Consider the following 19,223-nt stretch of genomic DNA (forward strand, 5'->3'; position numbering starts at 1 on the left):
AGGAATTGATTATGTTCGAGATGAAATCAGCCAGCTTCACGGTCAATGACCGCACGCTGCTGCACTCCACCGACCTGCGTTTCAAGCAGGGACAGGTCTATGGCCTCATCGGCCACAATGGGTCGGGTAAATCGACCCTGCTCAAGCTGCTGGCTCGCCAGCAACCCCTTAGCGACGGCGAGATCCTGTTCGATGGCAAGCCGCTGCCCGACTGGGGCAACCGGGAGTTTGCCCGTCAGGTGGCCTATCTGCCCCAGCATCTGCCGAGCGCCGAGAATCTGCTCGGGCGGGAGCTGGTGGAGATGGGCCGCTACCCCTGGCGCGGCCTGCTGGGCCGGATGGGGGCGGAGGATCACCGTCAGGTCGATCGGGCCATCGCCCTTACTCATACCGAACGCTTTGCCGATCGACTGGTGGATACCCTCTCCGGCGGCGAGCGGGGGCGGGTCTGGCTGGCGATGCTGCTGGCCCAGGAGAGCCGCTTCATCCTCCTGGACGAGCCGCTGGCCGCGCTGGATGTGGCCCATCAGGTGGAGGTGCTGACGCTGGTCAAGCAGTTGAGCCGTCAGCTAAACCTCGGGGTCATCATCGTCATTCACGACATCAATATGGCCTCCCGCTTCTGTGATCGGCTGGTGGCGCTCCACTCCGGCCGCCTGCTCACCCACGGTGAACCTGAGGGGATCATGACCAGCGAGACCCTGCACGCCATCTATGGCATTCCGATGGAGGTCATTCGCCACCCGGCTCATGCCCATCCCATCGCCATCGTCTGACCGGGGGGCTCTCTTGAACCGTTTATTGAAGAAGATGGCACCCTGCCTTATTAGCCTGCTGCTGCCACTTGCGGCGCAGGCCGACAAATCCCCGATCGCTTCTGCGCCGCTACCCCGTATCGCCACCGTCGATTGGACCATAGCCGAAACCCTGCTGGCACTCGGGGTGACGCCGCTGGCGGTGGGGGATTCAGGCCCCTATCAGGCATGGGTCGGCGAGCCACGGCTACCTGCCGGGGTGGTAGATATCGGCCTGCGCACCCAGCCCAACCGCGAGCTGCTGGCGGAGCTCAAACCCGATCGCATCCTCATCTCGCCGCTGGCGGCCCCGCTGGCGCCAACTCTTTCCCGCATTGCACCGGTGAGCACCATCGCCCTCTATGATGGGCAAACCGATCTGTGGCAGAGACTGCACGAGGTGACCCTGACCCTCGCCCGTATAGTGGGCAAAACCGCCGAGGGCGAACGGCTGCTGGCCGGGCTGGATCGGGATCTCGCCAGAATGCAGGCCGGATTGCCTACGGATCTGCCGCCTCTGCTGGTGGTGCAGTTTATCGATGAGCGCCATGTGCGGGTGTTTGGTCGCCACAGCCTGTTCGATGCGGTGATGACGCGGCTTGGGCTGCGTAATGGCTGGCAGAAGCAGACCAATGACTGGGGTTTCTCGGTGGTCAGCATCGAGCAGTTTATGACCTTGCCAACCGCGCGGCTGGTGGTGGTCGATCCCATCCCGGTAGGGGTGAGCGAACGGCTGCAGGAGCCTGGGCTGTGGCAGCATCTGCCGCTGGTACGGCAGGCGCCCGTGCTGCATCTGCCTGCGGTCTGGAGTTTTGGCGGCGTATTGGCCGCCCGCCGTTTCGCCGGTCTGCTCAGCGATGCATTGCTGCAAGATGCCGAGCGTATGGAGGCGAGCCGATGAAGCGACTGCTCACATCGCCGCTGCTGTGGCCGGTCTCGATCCTGCTGGGGTTGACCCTCTTGCTCGCGTATTGGGAGCTGGCTCGCCAGCTGCCCGGTGCGCTCTGGTGGCAGAGCCTGTTCACCCCCAATCTGGATGATGTCAGCCAAGCGGTGGTGCATTTCAGCTGGCTACCCCGCTTGGCGGTCACCCTGCTGGCCGGGGCGGCGCTCGGGCTGGCAGGCACCCTGATGCAGCAGGTGCTGCGCAACCCGCTCGCGTCACCGACCACATTGGGGGTGGCCTCCGGTGCCCAACTGGCGTTGATGATGGTGACCCTGTTTGCCCCCTCCTGGTTGCTGCTGGGGCGGGAGTGGATCGCCATGGCCGGTGGTGGCCTCGCGATGGCGCTGGTGTTCGCCCTAGCCTTGCGTCGTCAGCTCAATCCGGTGGTCATCGTCTTTGCCGGGCTGGTGATCAACCTCTATCTGGCGGCCATCAGCATGGGACTCTTGCTGTTCTTTCAGGAGGAGCTGAAAGGTTTGCTGGTGTGGGGCAGTGGCTCTCTGGTACAGAACAGCTGGAGCGGGGTGAGTTACCTGTTGCCCCGCCTGCTGGCAGCCGCTGCGCTGGCTGCGGTGCTGGTACGCCCGCTGGCGGTGCTGGAGCTGGATGATGCCAGCGCCCGCAGTCTGGGGGTCTCCCTGCAGCATCTGCGTTTTGCCGGACTGGGGCTGGCGGTGTTTGTCACCGCTTGCGTGGTGAGCGTGGTGGGGCTGATCGGCTTTATCGGGCTGGCAGCGCCCGCCATGGTGCGGCTGCTCGGGATCCGTCAGCTCGGCCAGCGGCTATTGTGGGCACCGATCCTCGGCGCCCTGCTGCTGGCGGCGACCGATCTGCTGCTGCAGAGTCTGAGCCGCTTCTGGCCAGTCTTGATCCCCACCGGCGCCATGACCGCCCTGCTGGGTGCGCCGCTGCTGCTCTGGTTGATCCCGCGCCTTGGCATCAAGTCGGGTACGCCGAAGGCTAACGCCGGCCTGCTGGTGGCTCGCCATCCGGCTCCGGCTCGCCTTATTGGCCTGTTGCTGGTCGGGCTGATGCTGGCTGTGGTCGCCTCCCTGCTGGTTGGACAGGGGATGACGGGCTGGAGTTGGCCAAGCTGGCTCCGCTGGCAGGCCCAACTGGAGTGGCGGTTGCCGCGCACTCTGGCGGCGGGGGCGGCTGGCGTGCTACTGGCGCTGGCGGGCACTCTGTTGCAGCGGGTCAGCAACAATCCTATGGCGAGTCCTGAGCTGCTGGGGGTGAGCGGCGGCACCTTTATGGGGGTGATAGCCACGGCGCTGTTGCTGCCTGCATTGCCCCTGCCGTTGATGCTGGCCGGTGGCCTGCTCGGTGCCTTCGGCTGCCTGTTGTTGCTGGTGGTGGTCAATCGCAAACACGGCTTCCAGCCGGAACGGATCCTGCTCTCAGGTATTGCCATCACGGCGTTGTTTGAGCCGCTGCAGGCTATCGCGCTGGCCAACGGCGACATGCGGGTGCAGCAACTGCTCTCCTGGATGTCTGGTTCCACCTATTACGTCACCTTGCCGGTGGCCTATGGGCTGGTGGGGCTGGCGCTGTTGATGCTGGCCGCCTGCCTGCTTGTCAGCCGCTGGCTCGATCTGATGCCGATGGGGGCGGCGGTAGCCACCGCACTCGGCATTCGCCTCAACCGCGCCCAGCTCGCCATCCTGCTGCTGGTGGCCGTGCTCACCGCCAGTGCCACCTTAGTGGTGGGGCCGCTCTCCTTCGTCGGTCTGTTGGCGCCACATATGGCCAAGCTGATGGGGCTGGTGCGGGCACGCTGGCTCCTGCTTGGGGCCGCTACTTCCGGTGCCCTGTTGATGGTGTCGGCTGACTGGGTCGGCCAGCAGATCCTTTTCCCGCAGGAGGTGCCGGTCGGGTTGGTCTCCACCCTGTTAGGGGGCGCTTACTTCATGTGGTGTTTGCGCCGCCTCTAGGTTTGTGGACGAAAAATGCACAAAAAAGCCCAGGACGAACCTGGGCTTTTTATTGTCTGCCGAACCGGCTTATTTGCCGATGCAGAAGCTGGAGAAGATACGGCCCAGCAGATCGTCTGAGCTGAATTCGCCGGTGATCTCGGAGAGGGACTCCTGCGCCAGGCGCAGCTCTTCGGCCACCAGCTCGCCAGCCACGAACACTTCCAGCTGCTCCTTGGCCACCAGCAGACGCTCGGCGGCGCGCTCCAGCGCATCCAGATGGCGGCGGCGGGCCATAAAGCCCCCTTCGGTGTTGCCCTGGAAGCCCATGCAGGCTTTCAGGTGCTCGCGCAGGGCAGGCAGCCCCAACTCGGTCTTGGCTGAGATGCGATAGACGGCGTGGCCCTGCTCCCGGCTCGGCGCCAGATCTTCACCGGTCAGATCGGCCTTGTTGCGAATGACGGTGAGGCCGATGTTTTTTGGCAACCGATCAACAAATTCCGGCCAGATTTCGCGCGGGTCTACGGCGTCTGTGGTGGTGCCATCCACCATAAACAGCACCCGATCGGCCTGTTCGATCTCGGCCCAGGCGCGCTCGATACCGATCTGCTCCACCTTGTCTTGGGTGTCGCGCAGGCCGGCGGTGTCGATGATGTGCAGCGGCATGCCATCGAGATGGATGTGTTCGCGCAGTACGTCGCGGGTGGTACCGGCAATCTCGGTTACGATGGCAGACTCACGGCCTGCCAGAGCGTTGAGCAGGCTCGATTTGCCGGCGTTGGGACGACCGGCTATCACCACCTTCATCCCTTCCCGCAGCAGGGCGCCCTGCTTGGCTTCACCACGCACGTCGTCCAGCTCGGACATGATGGCGTAGAGGTCGCCCGCCACCTTGCCGTCGGAGAGGAAGTCGATCTCCTCGTCCGGGAAGTCGATGGCCGCTTCCACGTAGATGCGCAGCCGGATCAGGCTCTCCACCAGTTGCTGGATTTTGCTGGAGAACTGCCCCTGCAGGGAGTGCATGGCGCTGCGGGCGGCCTGTTCGCTGGAGGCTTCAATAAGGTCAGCGATAGCTTCGGCCTGGGCCAGATCCAGCTTGTCGTTGATGAAGGCGCGCTCGCTGAACTCGCCGGGGCGGGCAGGGCGGATGCCATCGATTTTCAGAATGCGGCGGATCAGCATGTCCATGATGACGGGGCCGCCGTGGCCCTGCAGCTCCAGCACATCCTCGCCGGTGAAGCTGTTGGGGGCTTTGAACAGCAGGGCGATGCCCTGATCCAGTACCTGGCCTTGCTCATCCTTGAACGGCAGATATTCGGCGTAGCGCACCCGCGGGAGCTTGCCGAGCACTATCCCGGCGACCTGTTCGGCGGCGGGGCCGGAGACCCGGACTATGCCGACGCCACCACGGCCTGGCGCGGTGGCCTGGGCCACGATCGTATCTGTTGTCATCTTGCTTGGCTCGTTTGTTCGCTGATAGGAAAACGTAGTGGGAGACATTGTAATAAAAAAGGCGGCCCGAAGGCCGCCTCTTTTGTCATCACGGGAAGATTAGCTGCGTGAATGCAGTCCTTTCTTCTCCAGCTGACGATAGATGATGGTCTGCTGGATGATGGAGATGACGTTGCTCACCAGCCAGTAGAGAGTCAGGCCAGCCGGGAACCAGAGGAACATGAAAGTGAAGATGATCGGCATGAACTGCATCACTTTCTGCTGCATCGGGTCGGTTACGGTGGTCGGGCTCATCTTCTGCAGATACCACATGGAGGCACCCATGAGGATTGGCAGCACGAAGAAGGGGTCCTTCACTGACAGGTCAGTGATCCACAGGGCAAACGGCGCGTGACGCAGTTCAACGGACTCCATCAGTGCCCAGTAAAGGGCGATGAAGATCGGCATCTGAACCAGGATCGGCAGGCAGCCACCCAGCGGGTTGACCTTCTCCTTCTTGTACAGCTCCATCATGCCCTGAGACATCTTCTGGCGGTCATCGCCGAAGCGCTCGCGCAGGGCCGCAATCTTGGGTTGCAGCATGCGCATCTTGGCCATGGAGGTGTACTGGGCCTTGGTCAGCGGGAACATGATGCCGCGCACCAGCAGGGTCAGCATGATGATGGCCAGACCCCAGTTCTGGACGAAACCGTGGAACACGGTCAGCAGCCAGTGCAGCGGTTGGGCGATGAACCACAGCCAGCCGTAGTCGACGGTCAGGTCGAGGTGGTTAGCCACCTTGGCCATCTGGTCTTGCAGCTTGGGACCGACCCACAGCTTGCTGGTCACTTCGGCCTGTTGGCCGGCAGCCACGTCAACCAGCGGCGCCTTGTAACCGATGATGGCCTGGCCTTTGCCCGGGATCACACGGCTGTAGAAGCTGTTGGTATCGTCGGCATTCGGTGCCCAGGCAGAGACGAAGTAGTGTTGCAGCATGGCGACCCAACCACCCTTGGTGGCCTTGTTCAGGTCGGCATCCTTCATCTCGTCGAAGGTGTACTTCTTGTAGCGGGTATCTTCAGTGGAGAAGGCACCACCACGGTAAGCGCTGGCTACCATGGCATGACCTTCCTGATCCTTCGGCGTTGCTACGGTCTGCTTCAGCTGACCATAGAACTGCACCTGAACCGGCTCGGCAGATTTGTTGTCGATCTTGTAATCAACGCCAACGGCATAATCGCCACGCTTGAGGATGAACTCCTTGGTGAAGACCACGCCCTTGCTGTCGGTCCAGGTCATCGGAACGACGACTTGATCCTGACCATCGGCCAGCTGATAGCTGGTCTGGGTGGCTTCATAGGTAGGACGACCTTCGGCCTGACTGTCCGGACCGTTGCGACCCACCAGACCGCTCTGGGCGATATAGAGGTGCTCAGGCTTGCTGGTCAGCAGCACGAACGGTTGGTCCTTGCCCTCTTCCAGTTTGTGAGACAGCAGTTCGGCAGACACGATGTCGCCACCCTGGGTATCCAGGGTCAGCTTGAGCACGTCAGAGGAGACGGTGATCAGCTTGCGTGCAGCTGTCGCATTGGCTTGCTCGGAAACCTGAGGAATATCACCGGTCTGACCGGCTTCAGGTACGAAATGTTCGGTTTGGGCCACGGTAGTCGGGGCCGGCTTCGGAGCCTTGTCGGACTCCCACTGTTGCCAGAGCAGAAAGCTCACGAACAGCAAACCGATCAGGAGTAGATTGCGTTGTGATTCCATAGTTTTCAGTTTCTTCGCTTTGGTTGCGGAACCGGGTCATAACCACCCTCGGATAAGGGATGGCATTTTAATAGACGTTTGCTGGCTAACCAAACGCCTTTTATGAAACCGTGAAGTCGGATGGCTTCTATCGCAAATTGGGAACAAGTCGGGGTAAAACGGCAGCGCGGCCCAAGCAGAGGGCTAATGATTAGCTGATACAGGCGTATCAGTTTGATAGCTACCCATTGCAACGGCGTGACAGGGTGCGCCATAGCTTTTCCAGTAACTTGAACAGTTCCTCGTTATCCATCTCTTTCACACCGGCCTTGGCGATCACCACGATGTCGATAGCGGGCAGCTGATGTTGTTTGAGGCGGAAACTTTCCCGAACCACCCGTTTGACACGATTACGCCAAACGGCACGCTTGAGTGCTTTTTTGGGCACAGCGAGACCAAGACGAGGGTGTTCGAGCGAATTGGGAGAAGCGAGAAGGGTAATCTGCGGAGAGGCGGCCCGGACAGGCTCGGCGAAAACGCGTTTGAAGTGTTCGGGAGTTAACAGACGTAACTCCCGAGAGAAGGTGTGCTGGGTAGGCATTAGACTACCAGGCGGGCACGACCCTTGGCACGACGAGCGGCCAGAACTTTACGACCGTTGGCAGTTGCCATGCGGGCGCGGAAACCGTGAGAGCGCTTGCGCTTCAGGTTGGACGGTTGAAAAGTACGTTTCATGATTCGATTCCGTATTTCTGTACAGTTTTGATTGTCACACTTAGCCGACGCGCCAGCTATAGCGTGTGACGACTAGCAAAAGAGGCCGAATTCTAAACAGAGTTCGGCTTTTAGTCAATCCGCCGTTCCCTCTCATCCTGCCATGGTCTTGAAAAGGCCACTGCCGAGCGTGAGGATCCAGAGGATCAAGGGCTCCGGATTATACTGGCAACCCGGGGTTAAACAAGGGATCCCTCAATAAAAAAGGCGGCCAGGCCGCCAAAGAGAGAGCTATTTAAGGACTTTCCGCAAGAACTCCCGGGTACGGGGATCCTTGGGATCGACCAATATCTTATCCGGCGGGCCTTGCTCGACGATCCGCCCTCCTTCCATGAAGATCACCCGATCGGCAACATCACGAGCAAATTCAATCTCATGAGTCACCACCACCATGGTCTGGTGCTGGCGGGCCAACTCCTTCATCAACCCCAAAACCTCGTCGACCCACTCGGGATCGAGGGCCGAGGTGGGCTCATCAAACAGGATCACCTTGGAGTGGGCCGCCATGGCGCGGCCAATGCCGACCCGTTGTTGTTGGCCACCGGAGAGGGAGGCCGGATAGGCATCCTGCTTGTCGGCGAGGCCAATGTCCTTGAGGATGCCGAGTGCTGTGGCACGGGCCTCCGCTTTTGGCTGCTTCCAGACGGTGATCAGCCCTTCGGCGATGTTGTCGAGCGCTGTTTTGTTGGCAAAAAGGGCGTAGTTCTGGAACACAAAGGAGGCCCGCTTGCGCAGCTCGATCGCCTGCTGTTCACTGGCCTTGGCCAGATTGAGCTCGAGATCGTCGATGGCCAGGGTGCCCGCATCCGGGGTCTCCAGCAGGTTCAGGCAGCGCAACAGGGTCGACTTGCCGGTGCCGGAGGGGCCGATGATGACGACAATTTCCCCCTTTTTGACCTCCAGATCGATACCGTTGAGAACCTGATTGCCGTGATATGCCTTGGAGAGGCCGGTTAGCTTGATCATGAGCGCCCTCCTTTAATAGGCACGGTTGAGACGGACTTCCAGCAGATGCTGCAAGCGGGTAAAGAAGATCACCACCACCCAGTAGATCAGCGCCACCGTCATAAAGCTCTCGAAGAACTTGAAGGAGGAGGAGGCTTCCATCTGCGCTTTGCCCATTATCTCGGCCACTCCCAGCGTGAAGGCCAGCGAGGTGCTCTTGATCATGTCGATGAAGTAGTTCATCAGCGACGGGGTGGCGATACGGGCCGCCTGCGGCAGGATGATCCGCTGCATCGCCTGATAACGGCTCATGCCGATACTGAGCGCTGCTTCCATCTGGCTTTTGTGAATGCCGAGGATGGCTGCGCGGATCGACTCGGCCATGTAGGCGGCGAAGTGCAGGGTCAGACCGACGATGGCGGCAGTAAAGGCATCCATCCCCACGAAGATCGGGAACAGTTGCGGCAGTCCGTAGTAGAGCAGGAACAGCTGAACGAGTAGCGGTGTACCCCGAAAGAACGAGATATAGAGCATCGCCAGCCAGTGGATCACGGGGATGCGAAAGACCCGTACTATCGCCAGGGCCAGCGACAGTACGAGTGCCAAAGCGAATCCCCACAGGGCCATCTCCATCGTGGTGCCCAGATATTTGAGCAGGATGGGAAACAGCCCCAGCGTGTATTCGAGGTCAAATTCCATCATTTATTTATCGGTGATGTCGGAAGCGAACCATTTCTCGGAGATCTGACGCAGGGAGCCATCCTTGCGCATGGCGGTCAGGGCCTCGTCGACCTTCTTCAGCAGCGCCTGTTTCTCCGGGGTCTTCAGGAAGGGCAGGGCGTTCTCGATAGTCTCGAACGGTGCGCCAGCCTGTTGCAGCGGCAGCTTGGACTCTTTGATCAGCTGGGCGGTGGAGACGCGGTCCATCACGAAGGCATCGATGCGACCCAGGGCGACATCCTGCTCGAAGGCGGAATCATAGGTGCGGATGTCGATCTTCTTGTTCGGGTCGTTCTTGCGCAGCAGCTCTTCGAAGTTGGAACCCAGGTTCACGGCCACCTTCTTGCCTTCCAGATCCTTGATACCATGGATGGTGCTGTTGCCCTTGCGTACCACGATCTGGGCGCCGTCATAGACGTAAGGCTGGGAGAAGTCGTACTTCGCCTTGCGCTCGTCGGTGATGGTGATCTGGTTGGAGATGGTGTCGATGCGGCCGGTTTCCAGCATGCCGAACAGGCCGGAGAAGCTGGCGGTCACGAATTCGACCTTGTAGCCGGTACGTTCGCCGATCTGGTTCCACATATCCACTTCAAAGCCCTGCAGCTTGTCCTGCTTGACGAAGGTGAACGGGAAATATTTGCCGGACATGCCGACCTTAATGGTCTCCTGGGCGATAGCCTGACCAGACAGGGTAGCCAACAGGATGGCTGCGCCGGAAATCAGTTTGATGGAAGTTTTCATGGGGTTTCTCTCTCTAAATGTCTTGTATTTGTAGTTGTAATAACTGCTTTGGCGCTGATGTTATTGGAATAAAATTTAAAAAATAAATGACATTTGGTTATATGAAATAACAGGAGAGAAGCACGGGATCGACCAATCCGGACGGTGGATCAAGCTGTGGGTAACTTTGGGGATGAAATCCGATCCAAAGGCGCTGGATCCTTGAAAGTCAAGGATCTTATTTGCTGGATCCGCCGGGCGATGGCTGGAGATCCGGCGGCTAAAAACGTAGAATAGCCGGTCTTTAGTTAATCAATCGACAGGAGTTTAGAGTGACTGCTTCGCTATGGCAGCAGTGCCTTAACCGGCTGCAAGATGAGTTGCCCTCGGCAGAATTCAGCATGTGGATCCGGCCGCTTCAAGCGGAGTTGAGTGACAATACTCTGACCCTGTATGCACCGAATCGCTTTGTTCTGGACTGGGTACGAGACAAGTACCTCATCCGGGTGAACGGCATTATTAACGAACTTTGCGGGGTCGATGGCCCCGCCCTGCGTTTTGATATTGGCAATCGTCCCCACCCCGTCACCGTCGCTGCAAGCAGAGCGCCGGCGCAGGGTGCTGCGCCTGTGAATAACTTGCAGAAGAGCTGGGAAAGCAAGCCCGAAACCAAGCCCGAGCCTAACCACAAGAGCAACACCAACGTGAACTATACCTTCGAGAATTTCGTCGAGGGTAAGTCCAACCAGTTGGCTCGTGCGGCGGCCCGTCAGGTGGCGGACAATCCGGGTGGCGCTTACAACCCGCTGTTCCTCTATGGCGGTACCGGTTTGGGTAAAACCCACCTGCTGCACGCCGTTGGCAATGCCATCAAGGAGAGCAAAAAAGATGCGAAAGTCATCTATATGCACTCCGAGCGGTTCGTGCAGGATATGGTGAAAGCGCTGCAAAACAACGCCATTGAAGAGTTCAAGCGTTACTACCGCAGCGTCGATGCCCTGCTCATCGATGACATCCAGTTCTTCGCCAACAAGGAGCGCTCCCAGGAGGAGTTCTTCCATACCTTCAACGCCTTGCTCGAAGGCAACCAGCAGATCATCCTGACCTCGGATCGCTATCCGAAAGAGATCAACGGTGTCGAGGATCGCCTCAAGTCCCGCTTCGGCTGGGGCCTGACCGTGGCGATCGAGCCGCCTGAGCTGGAGACCCGCGTCGCGATCCTGATGCGTAAGGCAGACGAGAACCAGATCCATCTGCCGGACGAAGTGGCCTTCTTCATTGCCAAACGTCTGCGATCCAACGTCCGTGAACTGGAAGGCGCCCTCAACCGGGTGATCGCCAACGCCAACTTCACCGGCCGTGCCATCAACATCGATTTCGTGCGTGAAGCGCTGCGCGACCTGTTGGCACTGCAGGAGAAGCTGGTCACCATCGACAATATCCAGAAGACGGTGGCGGAGTACTACAAGATCAAGCTGGCGGATCTGCTCTCCAAGCGTCGTTCTCGCTCCGTTGCCCGTCCGCGCCAGCTGGCGATGGCACTGGCCAAGGAGCTGACCAACCACAGTTTGCCGGAGATAGGTGATGCCTTTGGTGGCCGTGACCACACTACCGTTCTTCATGCCTGCCGCAAGATCGAGCAGCTGAAGGAGGAGAGTCACGACATCAAGGAGGACTATTCCAACCTGATCCGTACCCTTTCTTCCTGATAACGGAATTGAGTGGACAGATGCAGCGCGAATATTCCAACCTGATCCGAATCTTTTCCTCCTAATCACAACGGAGAGCACAGATGCAGCTCGAAATTAGCCGTGAGGCCCTGTTACGTCCTCTGCAACTGGTGTCCGGCGCCCTCGGCGGCCGACCGACCCTGCCGATCCTCGGCAACGTGCTGCTTGATGTCAGCAACGGTCTGTTGTCACTGACCGGTACCGATCTCGAAGTAGAGATGATCGGTCAGGTCTATCTGAACGGGGCCAGCGAAGATGGCCGCACCACAGTACCGGCGCGCAAGCTGCTGGATATCTGCCGTGGTTTGCCGGAAGGCGCCGAGATCCGTCTCAATACCGAAGGCGAGCGCCTGATCATCCGCTCCGGTCGCTCCCGCTTCAACCTCTCGACCCTGCCGGCGACCGAGTATCCGAACATCGAGGATTGGGAATCCGTGCTCGAGTTCGATATCAGCCAGCTGGAGCTGAAGAAGCTGATCGATGCGACCCAGTTCTCCATGGCCAGCCAGGACGTGCGTTACTACCTGAACGGCATGCTGTTCGAGAGCGAAGGTCACGGTCTGCGCACCGTGGCGACCGACGGTCACCGTCTGGCTACCTGCCGCCGCGAGGTGGTCGGGGAATCGCTGCCCGATCATCAGGTTATCCTACCGCGCAAAGGGGTACTGGAGCTGGTTCGTCTGCTGGAAGCGGAAGACAAGCCGGTGCGGCTGCAGATCGGTCGCAGCAACCTGCGTGCTGCGCTGGACGGCTTCATCTTCACCTCCAAGCTGGTGGATGGCCGCTTCCCGGATTGGCGCCGCGTCATTCCGCGCAACAGCGACAAGGCGCTCATCGCCGGCCGTGAGGATCTGCGTCAGGCGTTTGCCCGCGCAGCCATCCTCTCCAACGAGAAATTCCGTGGGGTGCGTCTCAATCTGCAGGAAAACCTGCTGCGCATCACCGCCAACAACCCGGAACAGGAAGAAGCCGAAGAGCTGCTTGACGTACAATATGCCGCTGGCGAGATGGAGATCGGCTTTAACGTCTCTTATGTGCTCGACGTGCTGAATACGTTAAAATGTGACCAAATTCGGATTAGCCTGAGCGATTCCATCAGCAGTGCCATTATTGAGGATTTTGAACATCAGGATGCTCAGTACGTGGTGATGCCGATGCGGATCTAGTCGTGTCCCTGGTCAAACTCCAGCTCAGCGACTTTCGCAATATCCAGCAAGCCAGTCTCAAGCTGTCGCCCGGCCTCAACATTCTGGTCGGGTGCAATGGCAGCGGCAAGACCAGCGTGCTGGAAGCCATTCACTACCTTGGTCTGGGGCGCTCCTTTCGCACTCATTTGACCGGGCGGGTTATCCGCCAGGGGGAGAGGGCGTTTACCCTGTTTGCCCAGTGCGAGCTGGAGGGGCGTCAGGTACCGATCGGTCTTGCCAAAGACAAGAGTGGCGAGACCCAGCTCAAGATTGCCGGGGCACAGGCCCAGCGGTTGGCCGATTTGGCGGAGCTGTTGCCGGTGCAGTTGATCCATCCCGATGGCTTCAACCTGCTGACGGGCGGGCCTCAGGCTCGCCGGGCCTGGCTCGATTGGGGCGTTTTCCATCAGGAGCCGACCTTCTTTGCCCTCTGGGGGCGAGTGCGGCGGCTGCTGAAACAGCGCAATGCGCTACTGCGCCAGAGCACCCAGTACCGCCAGCTGGCGTTTTGGGATCAGGAATTGGTGCGGCTGGGTGGGGAGCTGGCCGAGTTTCGCGCCAGTTATTGTCAGGCCATTACGCCCCTGATCAAGGAGATGACGGCGGATTTTCTGCCGGAATTCGATATCAGTCTCGGCTTTTACCGGGGCTGGGAGAAAGATACTCCCCTCGGCGATCTGCTGGAGGCGGGGTTTGAGCGGGATCGGGCGCTGGGCTATACCGGTGTCGGTCCACAGAAAGCCGATGTGCGCCTCAAGGCGAACGGGGTGCCCGCTCAGGATATTTTGTCCCGGGGTCAGCTGAAGTTGCTGGTCTGCGCTATGCGACTGGCCCAAGGGCTCTATTTGAATCAACATAGCAGCCGTGGCTGTATTTTTTTAATTGACGATTTTGCCTCTGAACTGGATGTCGACAAGCGCCGCTTGCTGGCCGCAAGGCTGAAGCAGTGTGCGTCCCAGGTGTTTATCACCGCCATCGACACCGGTCAGCTCGCAGACATGATGGATGCGAATGACTGTAAGTTGTTCCACGTGGAACAGGGTAAAATCTCCGAAACGTTAGAGAAGGCAGAGAGTAAGCTATGAGTGAAAATACTTACGACTCCTCGAATATCAAGGTGCTGAAGGGCCTGGATGCGGTCCGCAAGCGCCCGGGGATGTATATCGGCGATACGGATGATGGCTCGGGTCTGCACCACATGGTGTTCGAGGTCGTCGATAACTCCATTGACGAGGCGCTCGCTGGCTACTGCTCCGATATTCTGGTCAAGATCCATTCCGACGGTTCTGTCTCTGTGCGTGACAATGGCCGGGGTATCCCGGTAGACATGCACGAGGAGGAGGGCCGCTCCGCCGCAGAGGTCATCATGACCGTGCTGCACGCAGGCGGTAAGTTTGATGACAACTCCTACAAGGTATCCGGCGGCCTGCACGGTGTGGGTGTCTCCGTCGTTAACGCCCTCTCTGACAAGCTGTTGCTGACTATTCGTCGTAACGGCCACGTCTACGAGCAGACCTATCATCTGGGTGAGCCACAGGCGCCGCTCAAGCAGATTGGCGACAGCACCGGCACCGGTACCGAAGTTCGCTTCTGGCCGAGCCCTGCCATTTTCAGCGATACCCTGTTCCACTACGAGATCCTGGCCAAGCGCCTGCGCGAGCTCTCCTTCCTCAACTCCGGTGTCTCCATCCGTCTACAAGACGAGCGTGATGGCCGCGAGGCGCATTTCTGCTACGAGGGTGGCATCAAGGCGTTCGTTGAATACCTGAACCAGAACAAGACCCCGATCCACCCGAAGGTGTTCCATTTCACCACCGAGCAGGATGGTATCGGCGTGGAAGTGGCGATGCAGTGGAACGACGCCTATCAGGAAGGGGTCTACTGCTTCACCAACAACATCCCGCAGCGGGATGGTGGTACTCACCTCGTTGGTTTCCGTACCGCGCTGACCCGTACTCTGAACTCCTATATGGACAAAGAGGACTACAGCAAGAAGGCCAAGTCTGCCGCCAGTGGCGACGACGTGCGTGAAGGTCTGATTGCCGTTATCTCCGTGAAGGTGCCGGATCCCAAGTTCTCATCCCAGACCAAGGACAAGCTGGTCTCTTCCGAAGTGAAGACCGCCGTTGAACAGGCGATGGGTGAGAAGCTGGCTGACTTCCTGCTGGAAAACCCGGGCGATGCCAAGATCGTGGTCAACAAGATCATCGATGCGGCCCGTGCCCGCGAAGCGGCCCGCAAGGCCCGCGAACTGACTCGCCGCAAAGGCGCGCTGGATATCGCCGGTCTGCCCGGCAAGCTGGCTGACTGTCAGGAAAAAGACCCGGCTCTCTCCGAACTCTACATAGTGGAAGGGGACTCTGCTGGCGGTTCCGCCAAGCAGGGTCGCAACCGTAAGAACCAGGCCATCCTGCCGCTCAAGGGTAAAATCCTGAACGTGGAGAAGGCCCGTTTCGACAAGATGATCTCCTCCCAGGAGGTGGGCACCCTGATCACCGCACTGGGCTGCGGTATCGGTCGCGACGAGTACAACCCGGACAAGCTGCGTTATCACAACATCATCATCATGACCGATGCGGATGTCGATGGTGCGCACATCCGAACTCTGCTGCTGACCTTCTTCTATCGTCAGATGCCGGAAATCATCGAACGTGGCTACGTCTACATTGCCCAGCCGCCGCTCTACAAGGTGAAGAAGGGCAAGCAGGAGCAGTATCTGAAAGACGAAGACGCGCTGCTGCAGTACCAGACCGCCATGGCGCTGGATGGTGCCACCCTGCACGTCAACGAGTCTGCCCCGGCTATCGGTGGCGAGGCACTGGAGCGTCTGGTCAACCAGCACCGCTCGGTGACTCACCTGATCACCCGTATGTCTCGTCGTGCGCCGGAAGCGGTACTGACCCAGCTGATCTATCAGCCGGAGTTGAACGAAGCGCTGCTGAACAGCGAGAGCGATCTGCTGGCCTGGTGTCAGGGTATGGAAGCCGTGCTCAACGAGAGCAACCAGGGTATCCAGTACCAGATGCAGGTTCGCCGCGATGAAGAGCGCCGCCTGTTCGTGCCGCACGCCGTGGTACGTCAGCACGGTGTCGACCGCGAATATCCGATCAGCTACGACTTCCTGCAATCCTCCGAGTACCGTCAGCTGGTCTCGCTGGGTAAGGAGATCGCCAACCTGATCGAGGAAGGTGGTTACATCAAGCGTGGCGAGAAGGTGAAGCCGGTCTCCAGCTTCGTCGAAGCGGTCGAGTGGCTGATGGGCGAAGGCAAACGCGGCATCTACATCCAGCGCTATAAAGGGCTGGGCGAGATGAACCCGGACCAGCTGTGGGAAACCACCATGGATCCGGAAGCTCGTCGCATGCTGCGCGTCACCATCGACGACGCCGTCGGTGCCGACCAGCTCTTCTCCACCCTGATGGGTGATGCAGTAGAGCCGCGTCGCGACTTTATCGAGACCAACGCCCTGCGCGTAGCCAACCTCGACGTCTAATCGACGCTTTCAGCCCGATATAAAAAAGCCGCTCCCTGTGAGTGGCTTTTTGTTTTTCTGGCGGAGGATGTTGCTCGTTCCACGTGGAACATCGTGCTTTGGTATCAGGGGTTCTGGCCACGAAAAGAGCGTCGCCACTCGCTGGGGGAGATGGCAAAGCGGGCGCGGAAGTGATTGCGCAGGGAGGTGGCACTCTTGAAGCCGACCAGCTCGGCGATGCGATCGATGGAATGGCCGCTCACCTCCAGCAGCTCCTGACTGCGCCTGAGCCGCTCCGCCAGCAGCCATTCACCCACTGAAAGGCCGGTTGCCTGATGAAAACGGCGGGTAAAGGTGCGTCGACTCATCAGGGTGTGATCTGCCAGAGAGTCCAGGGTGTGAGGCTCGGCCAGATGGGCACGCAGGTGATCGAGCAACTGGTTCATCCGGACATCGCGGGTGGAGGCGGGCACCGGCTGCTCGATAAACTGGGCCTGACCCCCTTCCCGGTGGGGCGGGATCACCAGCCGCCGCGCCACCTTGTTGGCGATGGCCGAGCCGTGGTACTGGCGTACCAGATAGAGGCAGCAGTCCAGCCCGGCGGCAGTGCCTGCCGAGGTGACAAGCCCTTCGTCATCCACATAGAGGGCGTTGGTATCGAGCTGCACGCAGGGAAAGCGGCGGCAGAAATCTTGTTCGTACTCCCAGTGGGTCGACGCTTTGCGACCATTGAGCAGCCCGGCGTAGGCGAGCACATAGGTGCCGAGGCAGAGTCCGACCAGCCGTGCGCCTCTGGCTCTGGCGACAATCAGGGCATCGAGCAGTGCTGCGGGTGGCTGTGCTGCCGGGTCGTGCCAGAAGGGGATGACGATGATCTCAGCCTCGGCCAGCACCTCCAGCCCATGAGGAGCCTGAATGGTGAAGCCTTGCGCCGAGTGTGAATGAGGGTTGCCATCACCGCAGCAGATCTTGAGCTCGAACAGTTGCTGGCCCGGCAGGATGTCTCCGAAGATGAGGCAGGGGACGGCGCAGTGAAAAGGGCTGAAGTGATCGAAGGTCACCACGGCAACGATCGGGGTGGGCATTATGTTGGCTCCTCTCTGCGCGCAGACACTCATCATAAACGTCAGGCTGTGAAAGCCGAAGGGCCATGTCTGGCATGGGCCCTCCTGTGGGTCACAGCGATATCTCCTCGCCATCTTGCGGCACCCGTACCCGATCCATCATGCCCCGTTCCGCCAGATAGTCGCGCAGTTCCTGGCGCGACAGCACTGCGTGGTTAACCGCCTCCATATGGCTGGCGATCAGCGTGGCCTGCGGTGCGGCCTGATAAACGGCGGCGACATCCTCCTTGCCCATGATGATGGAACCGAGCCCGGGCACCTGTGCATCGCCACAGTTGAGGATGATGACCTCGGGCTGATGCTGTTGCAGGGCTTGCTCGACCGAGGGATGCCAGATGGTATCACCGGCCAGATAGAGGCACTGTTCGTCGGGATGGGAGAAGACCACGCCGCACACTTCTCCCATGCGTTCACCCAGTACCGCCATCAACTGGTCGTTGCCGTGCTGGCCACCGGTCTGCTGCAGGCGAATGCCGGCAAACTCGGGCTGGTCGCTCAGCAGACGCACATCCTCAAAGCCACTGGCACGAATAGCATCGGCATCTTTCTGATGTTGCACCAAGAGCGGCAGATGCTTGGGGATCCGGGCTCTGGCGGCATCATCCCAGTGGTCGGGATGGTCGTGGGTGACGATAACGGCGTCCACATCGACCAGCTCATCGATCGGTAGCGGCAGCTCGACCAGCGGATTGCGCAGATGGCTGTTGGCGGTGCCCTCAAAGCCGGGGAAGGCCCCTTTGGCCGAGAGCATGGGGTCGATCAGAAAGCGGGTGCCGGCATAGTCGAGCAGCAAGGTGGCGTTGCGAACCTGGGTAATCTTCATGGGATGGCTCCATGTTGGCTGGTGGGTATGCAACCAATTATGGGAGACGGAGCGAATTGCCATCAGTGGCCCACGGGTCGATTATCATCACTATCGGGCCAACAAGTTGATGTTCTACAGGTCGGCGCGGCCATTTAAAAAATTTGAAAAAATCCCCTTGAAAGGAAAAAGTGAGCCCCTATATAGGTAACAAGGCCGGAACGCTCGACAGAGGTTTCGACCAGGCGCCCGTCCATAAGGAGGGCAAACAATCCGTTATCGCTCACAAGAGGGTAATACTATGCGTTCTATCGACTTTTCTCCGCTCTATCGTTCTGCCATCGGTTTCGATCGTCTGGCCAATCTCATCGAATCTGCGGCCAGCAATGGCAATGCCGGTTATCCCCCGTACAACATCGAGCAACTGGGTGACAACGACTACCGCATCAGCATGGCGGTGGCGGGCTTTACCCAGGAAGAGCTGGAGTTGAGCTTCCAGGAAAATCTGCTGACTGTGAAGGGCAACAAGCAGGCCGATACCGGGCGCAACTATCTCTATCAGGGGATTGCCGAACGTGGTTTCGAGCGCCGCTTCCAGCTGGCCGACTATGTGCGGGTGAAAGGGGCCGATCTGAAAAACGGCTTGTTGCACATCGAGCTTGTGCGTGAAGTGCCCGAGGCGATGAAGCCGCGCAAGATTGAGATCAACGGCTGATAGCCTGAATTCACTGAAATTTTAAAATTTCCCGGGTGCCGATGACGGACCTGTGGAGAGTTGAACCTGTTGCTTATTAGAAGGATAGGATTATGCGTAACCTCGATTTTTCTCATCTCTATTCCAACTGCATATTCCGGCCGATCATGAACACCGATTCCGGTTCAACGTGAACACCATTTCCGGACCAATGTGAACGCTCAT

The 19,223-nt window shown here is 59.4% G+C and carries 18 protein-coding genes; 8 read left to right on the forward strand and 10 right to left on the reverse strand.

Annotation, left to right across the window (positions count from 1 at the left end; translation table 11 throughout):
* Window positions 1-11: 11 nt before the first annotated feature.
* The 3 genes from NOM06_RS17305 to fhuB are packed head-to-tail and all read left to right on the forward strand — an operon-like array spanning window position 12 to window position 3,674.
* The gene (locus NOM06_RS17305) at window positions 12-776 is read left to right on the forward strand and encodes an ATP-binding cassette domain-containing protein (protein ID WP_255912511.1); all 765 of its coding nucleotides are present in this window, start codon (window positions 12-14) and stop codon (window positions 774-776) included.
* A gap of 34 nt (window positions 777-810) precedes the next feature.
* Window positions 811-1,695 carry an ABC transporter substrate-binding protein gene (locus NOM06_RS17310; protein ID WP_255912519.1) on the forward strand — a complete coding sequence of 295 codons (885 nt, stop codon included), beginning with the start codon at window positions 811-813 and terminating at the stop codon, window positions 1,693-1,695.
* Complete coding sequence (fhuB, locus tag NOM06_RS17315; RefSeq protein WP_255912513.1) at window positions 1,692-3,674, forward strand: Fe(3+)-hydroxamate ABC transporter permease FhuB; 1,983 nt, start codon at window positions 1,692-1,694, stop codon at window positions 3,672-3,674. Before NOM06_RS17310 ends, fhuB begins: the two co-directional genes overlap by 4 nt.
* A gap of 69 nt (window positions 3,675-3,743) precedes the next feature.
* On the opposite strand, the gene mnmE is transcribed toward fhuB, so the two are convergent.
* From mnmE to NOM06_RS17355, 8 genes are all read right to left on the reverse strand, one after another.
* Window positions 3,744-5,105, reverse strand: coding sequence for a tRNA uridine-5-carboxymethylaminomethyl(34) synthesis GTPase MnmE (gene mnmE / locus NOM06_RS17320; protein WP_255912514.1), 1,362 nt, complete (start codon window positions 5,103-5,105; stop codon window positions 3,744-3,746).
* A gap of 99 nt (window positions 5,106-5,204) precedes the next feature.
* On the reverse strand, window positions 5,205-6,851 hold the full coding sequence (gene yidC / locus NOM06_RS17325; protein ID WP_255912515.1) for a membrane protein insertase YidC: 1,647 nt from the start codon (window positions 6,849-6,851) through the stop codon (window positions 5,205-5,207).
* A 5-nt stretch (window positions 6,852-6,856) separates the two neighbouring features.
* A complete protein-coding gene (gene yidD / locus NOM06_RS17330) occupies window positions 6,857-7,105 on the reverse strand; it encodes a membrane protein insertion efficiency factor YidD (RefSeq protein WP_075116235.1) in 249 nt (82 codons plus the stop codon).
* The gene (gene rnpA, locus NOM06_RS17335) at window positions 7,072-7,431 is read right to left on the reverse strand and encodes a ribonuclease P protein component (RefSeq protein ID WP_005342318.1); all 360 of its coding nucleotides are present in this window, start codon (window positions 7,429-7,431) and stop codon (window positions 7,072-7,074) included. The genes yidD and rnpA overlap by 34 nt, the downstream gene beginning before the upstream one ends.
* Window positions 7,431-7,565, reverse strand: a complete 135-nt coding sequence (gene rpmH / locus NOM06_RS17340) for a 50S ribosomal protein L34 (RefSeq protein WP_005307156.1) — start codon at window positions 7,563-7,565, stop codon at window positions 7,431-7,433. Before rpmH ends, rnpA begins: the two co-directional genes overlap by 1 nt.
* A 270-nt stretch (window positions 7,566-7,835) precedes the next feature.
* Entirely contained in the window at window positions 7,836-8,570 is a 735-nt protein-coding gene (locus NOM06_RS17345; RefSeq protein WP_255912516.1) for an amino acid ABC transporter ATP-binding protein, read from the reverse strand.
* A 12-nt stretch (window positions 8,571-8,582) separates the two neighbouring features.
* Window positions 8,583-9,251 carry an amino acid ABC transporter permease gene (locus tag NOM06_RS17350; protein WP_255912517.1) on the reverse strand — a complete coding sequence of 223 codons (669 nt, stop codon included), beginning with the start codon at window positions 9,249-9,251 and terminating at the stop codon, window positions 8,583-8,585.
* Window positions 9,252-10,010, reverse strand: coding sequence for an amino acid ABC transporter substrate-binding protein (locus NOM06_RS17355; protein ID WP_005339308.1), 759 nt, complete (start codon window positions 10,008-10,010; stop codon window positions 9,252-9,254). It lies immediately after the preceding gene.
* Between the two features lie 311 nt (window positions 10,011-10,321).
* Between NOM06_RS17355 and dnaA the strand changes: the two genes are divergently transcribed.
* The 4 genes from dnaA to gyrB all read left to right on the forward strand — a co-directional run bounded on the left by dnaA (window position 10,322) and on the right by gyrB (window position 16,399).
* Window positions 10,322-11,698, forward strand: a complete 1,377-nt coding sequence (dnaA, locus tag NOM06_RS17360) for a chromosomal replication initiator protein DnaA (RefSeq protein ID WP_033115253.1) — start codon at window positions 10,322-10,324, stop codon at window positions 11,696-11,698.
* Between the two features lie 83 nt (window positions 11,699-11,781).
* A complete protein-coding gene (gene dnaN, locus NOM06_RS17365) occupies window positions 11,782-12,885 on the forward strand; it encodes a DNA polymerase III subunit beta (protein WP_005339306.1) in 1,104 nt (367 codons plus the stop codon).
* 2 nt (window positions 12,886-12,887) lie between these two features.
* Window positions 12,888-13,991: a DNA replication/repair protein RecF gene (gene recF, locus NOM06_RS17370; RefSeq protein ID WP_005339305.1), complete on the forward strand. Its 1,104-nt coding sequence runs from the start codon at window positions 12,888-12,890 to the stop codon at window positions 13,989-13,991.
* Entirely contained in the window at window positions 13,988-16,399 is a 2,412-nt protein-coding gene (gyrB, locus tag NOM06_RS17375) for a DNA topoisomerase (ATP-hydrolyzing) subunit B (RefSeq protein WP_236269430.1), read from the forward strand. The genes recF and gyrB overlap by 4 nt, the downstream gene beginning before the upstream one ends.
* Before the next feature lie 104 nt (window positions 16,400-16,503).
* Here the strand turns inward: gyrB and NOM06_RS17380 are convergent, their stop codons facing one another.
* Window positions 16,504-17,463 (reverse strand): helix-turn-helix domain-containing protein, encoded by a 960-nt coding sequence (locus NOM06_RS17380; RefSeq protein ID WP_255912518.1) that lies wholly within the window; start codon window positions 17,461-17,463, stop codon window positions 16,504-16,506.
* Between the two features lie 91 nt (window positions 17,464-17,554).
* Window positions 17,555-18,325 (reverse strand): MBL fold metallo-hydrolase, encoded by a 771-nt coding sequence (locus tag NOM06_RS17385; RefSeq protein WP_184237128.1) that lies wholly within the window; start codon window positions 18,323-18,325, stop codon window positions 17,555-17,557.
* 280 nt (window positions 18,326-18,605) lie between these two features.
* Here NOM06_RS17385 and NOM06_RS17390 point away from each other — a divergent pair, with 280 nt between their 5' ends.
* Window positions 18,606-19,019, forward strand: coding sequence for an Hsp20 family protein (locus tag NOM06_RS17390; protein WP_005339298.1), 414 nt, complete (start codon window positions 18,606-18,608; stop codon window positions 19,017-19,019).
* Window positions 19,020-19,223 lie beyond the last annotated feature (204 nt).

The sequence above is a fragment of the Aeromonas sp. JL9 genome (genome assembly GCF_024436075.1).
GTDB lineage: Bacteria > Pseudomonadota > Gammaproteobacteria > Enterobacterales > Aeromonadaceae > Aeromonas > Aeromonas veronii.

Bases quoted from the DNA above. Each gene is read 5' to 3' on its own strand.
- NOM06_RS17355 (WP_005339308.1), bottom strand. From the start codon at position 10,010: ATGAAAACTTCCATCAAACTGATTTCCGGCGCAGCCATCCTGTTGGCT.
- mnmE (WP_255912514.1), bottom strand. From the start codon at position 5,105: ATGACAACAGATACGATCGTGGCCCAGGCCACCGCGCCAGGCCGTGGT.
- NOM06_RS17350 (WP_255912517.1), bottom strand. From the start codon at position 9,251: ATGATGGAATTTGACCTCGAATACACGCTGGGGCTGTTTCCCATCCTG.
- NOM06_RS17385 (WP_184237128.1), bottom strand. From the start codon at position 18,325: ATGAAGATTACCCAGGTTCGCAACGCCACCTTGCTGCTCGACTATGCC.
- NOM06_RS17345 (WP_255912516.1), bottom strand. From the start codon at position 8,570: ATGATCAAGCTAACCGGCCTCTCCAAGGCATATCACGGCAATCAGGTT.
- yidC (WP_255912515.1), bottom strand. From the start codon at position 6,851: ATGGAATCACAACGCAATCTACTCCTGATCGGTTTGCTGTTCGTGAGC.
- NOM06_RS17380 (WP_255912518.1), bottom strand. From the start codon at position 17,463: ATGCCCACCCCGATCGTTGCCGTGGTGACCTTCGATCACTTCAGCCCT.
- NOM06_RS17390 (WP_005339298.1), top strand. From the start codon at position 18,606: ATGCGTTCTATCGACTTTTCTCCGCTCTATCGTTCTGCCATCGGTTTC.
- NOM06_RS17310 (WP_255912519.1), top strand. From the start codon at position 811: ATGGCACCCTGCCTTATTAGCCTGCTGCTGCCACTTGCGGCGCAGGCC.
- dnaN (WP_005339306.1), top strand. From the start codon at position 11,782: ATGCAGCTCGAAATTAGCCGTGAGGCCCTGTTACGTCCTCTGCAACTG.
- gyrB (WP_236269430.1), top strand. From the start codon at position 13,988: ATGAGTGAAAATACTTACGACTCCTCGAATATCAAGGTGCTGAAGGGC.
- rnpA (WP_005342318.1), bottom strand. From the start codon at position 7,431: ATGCCTACCCAGCACACCTTCTCTCGGGAGTTACGTCTGTTAACTCCC.
- NOM06_RS17305 (WP_255912511.1), top strand. From the start codon at position 12: ATGTTCGAGATGAAATCAGCCAGCTTCACGGTCAATGACCGCACGCTG.
- fhuB (WP_255912513.1), top strand. From the start codon at position 1,692: ATGAAGCGACTGCTCACATCGCCGCTGCTGTGGCCGGTCTCGATCCTG.
- rpmH (WP_005307156.1), bottom strand. From the start codon at position 7,565: ATGAAACGTACTTTTCAACCGTCCAACCTGAAGCGCAAGCGCTCTCAC.
- yidD (WP_075116235.1), bottom strand. From the start codon at position 7,105: ATGGCGCACCCTGTCACGCCGTTGCAATGGGTAGCTATCAAACTGATA.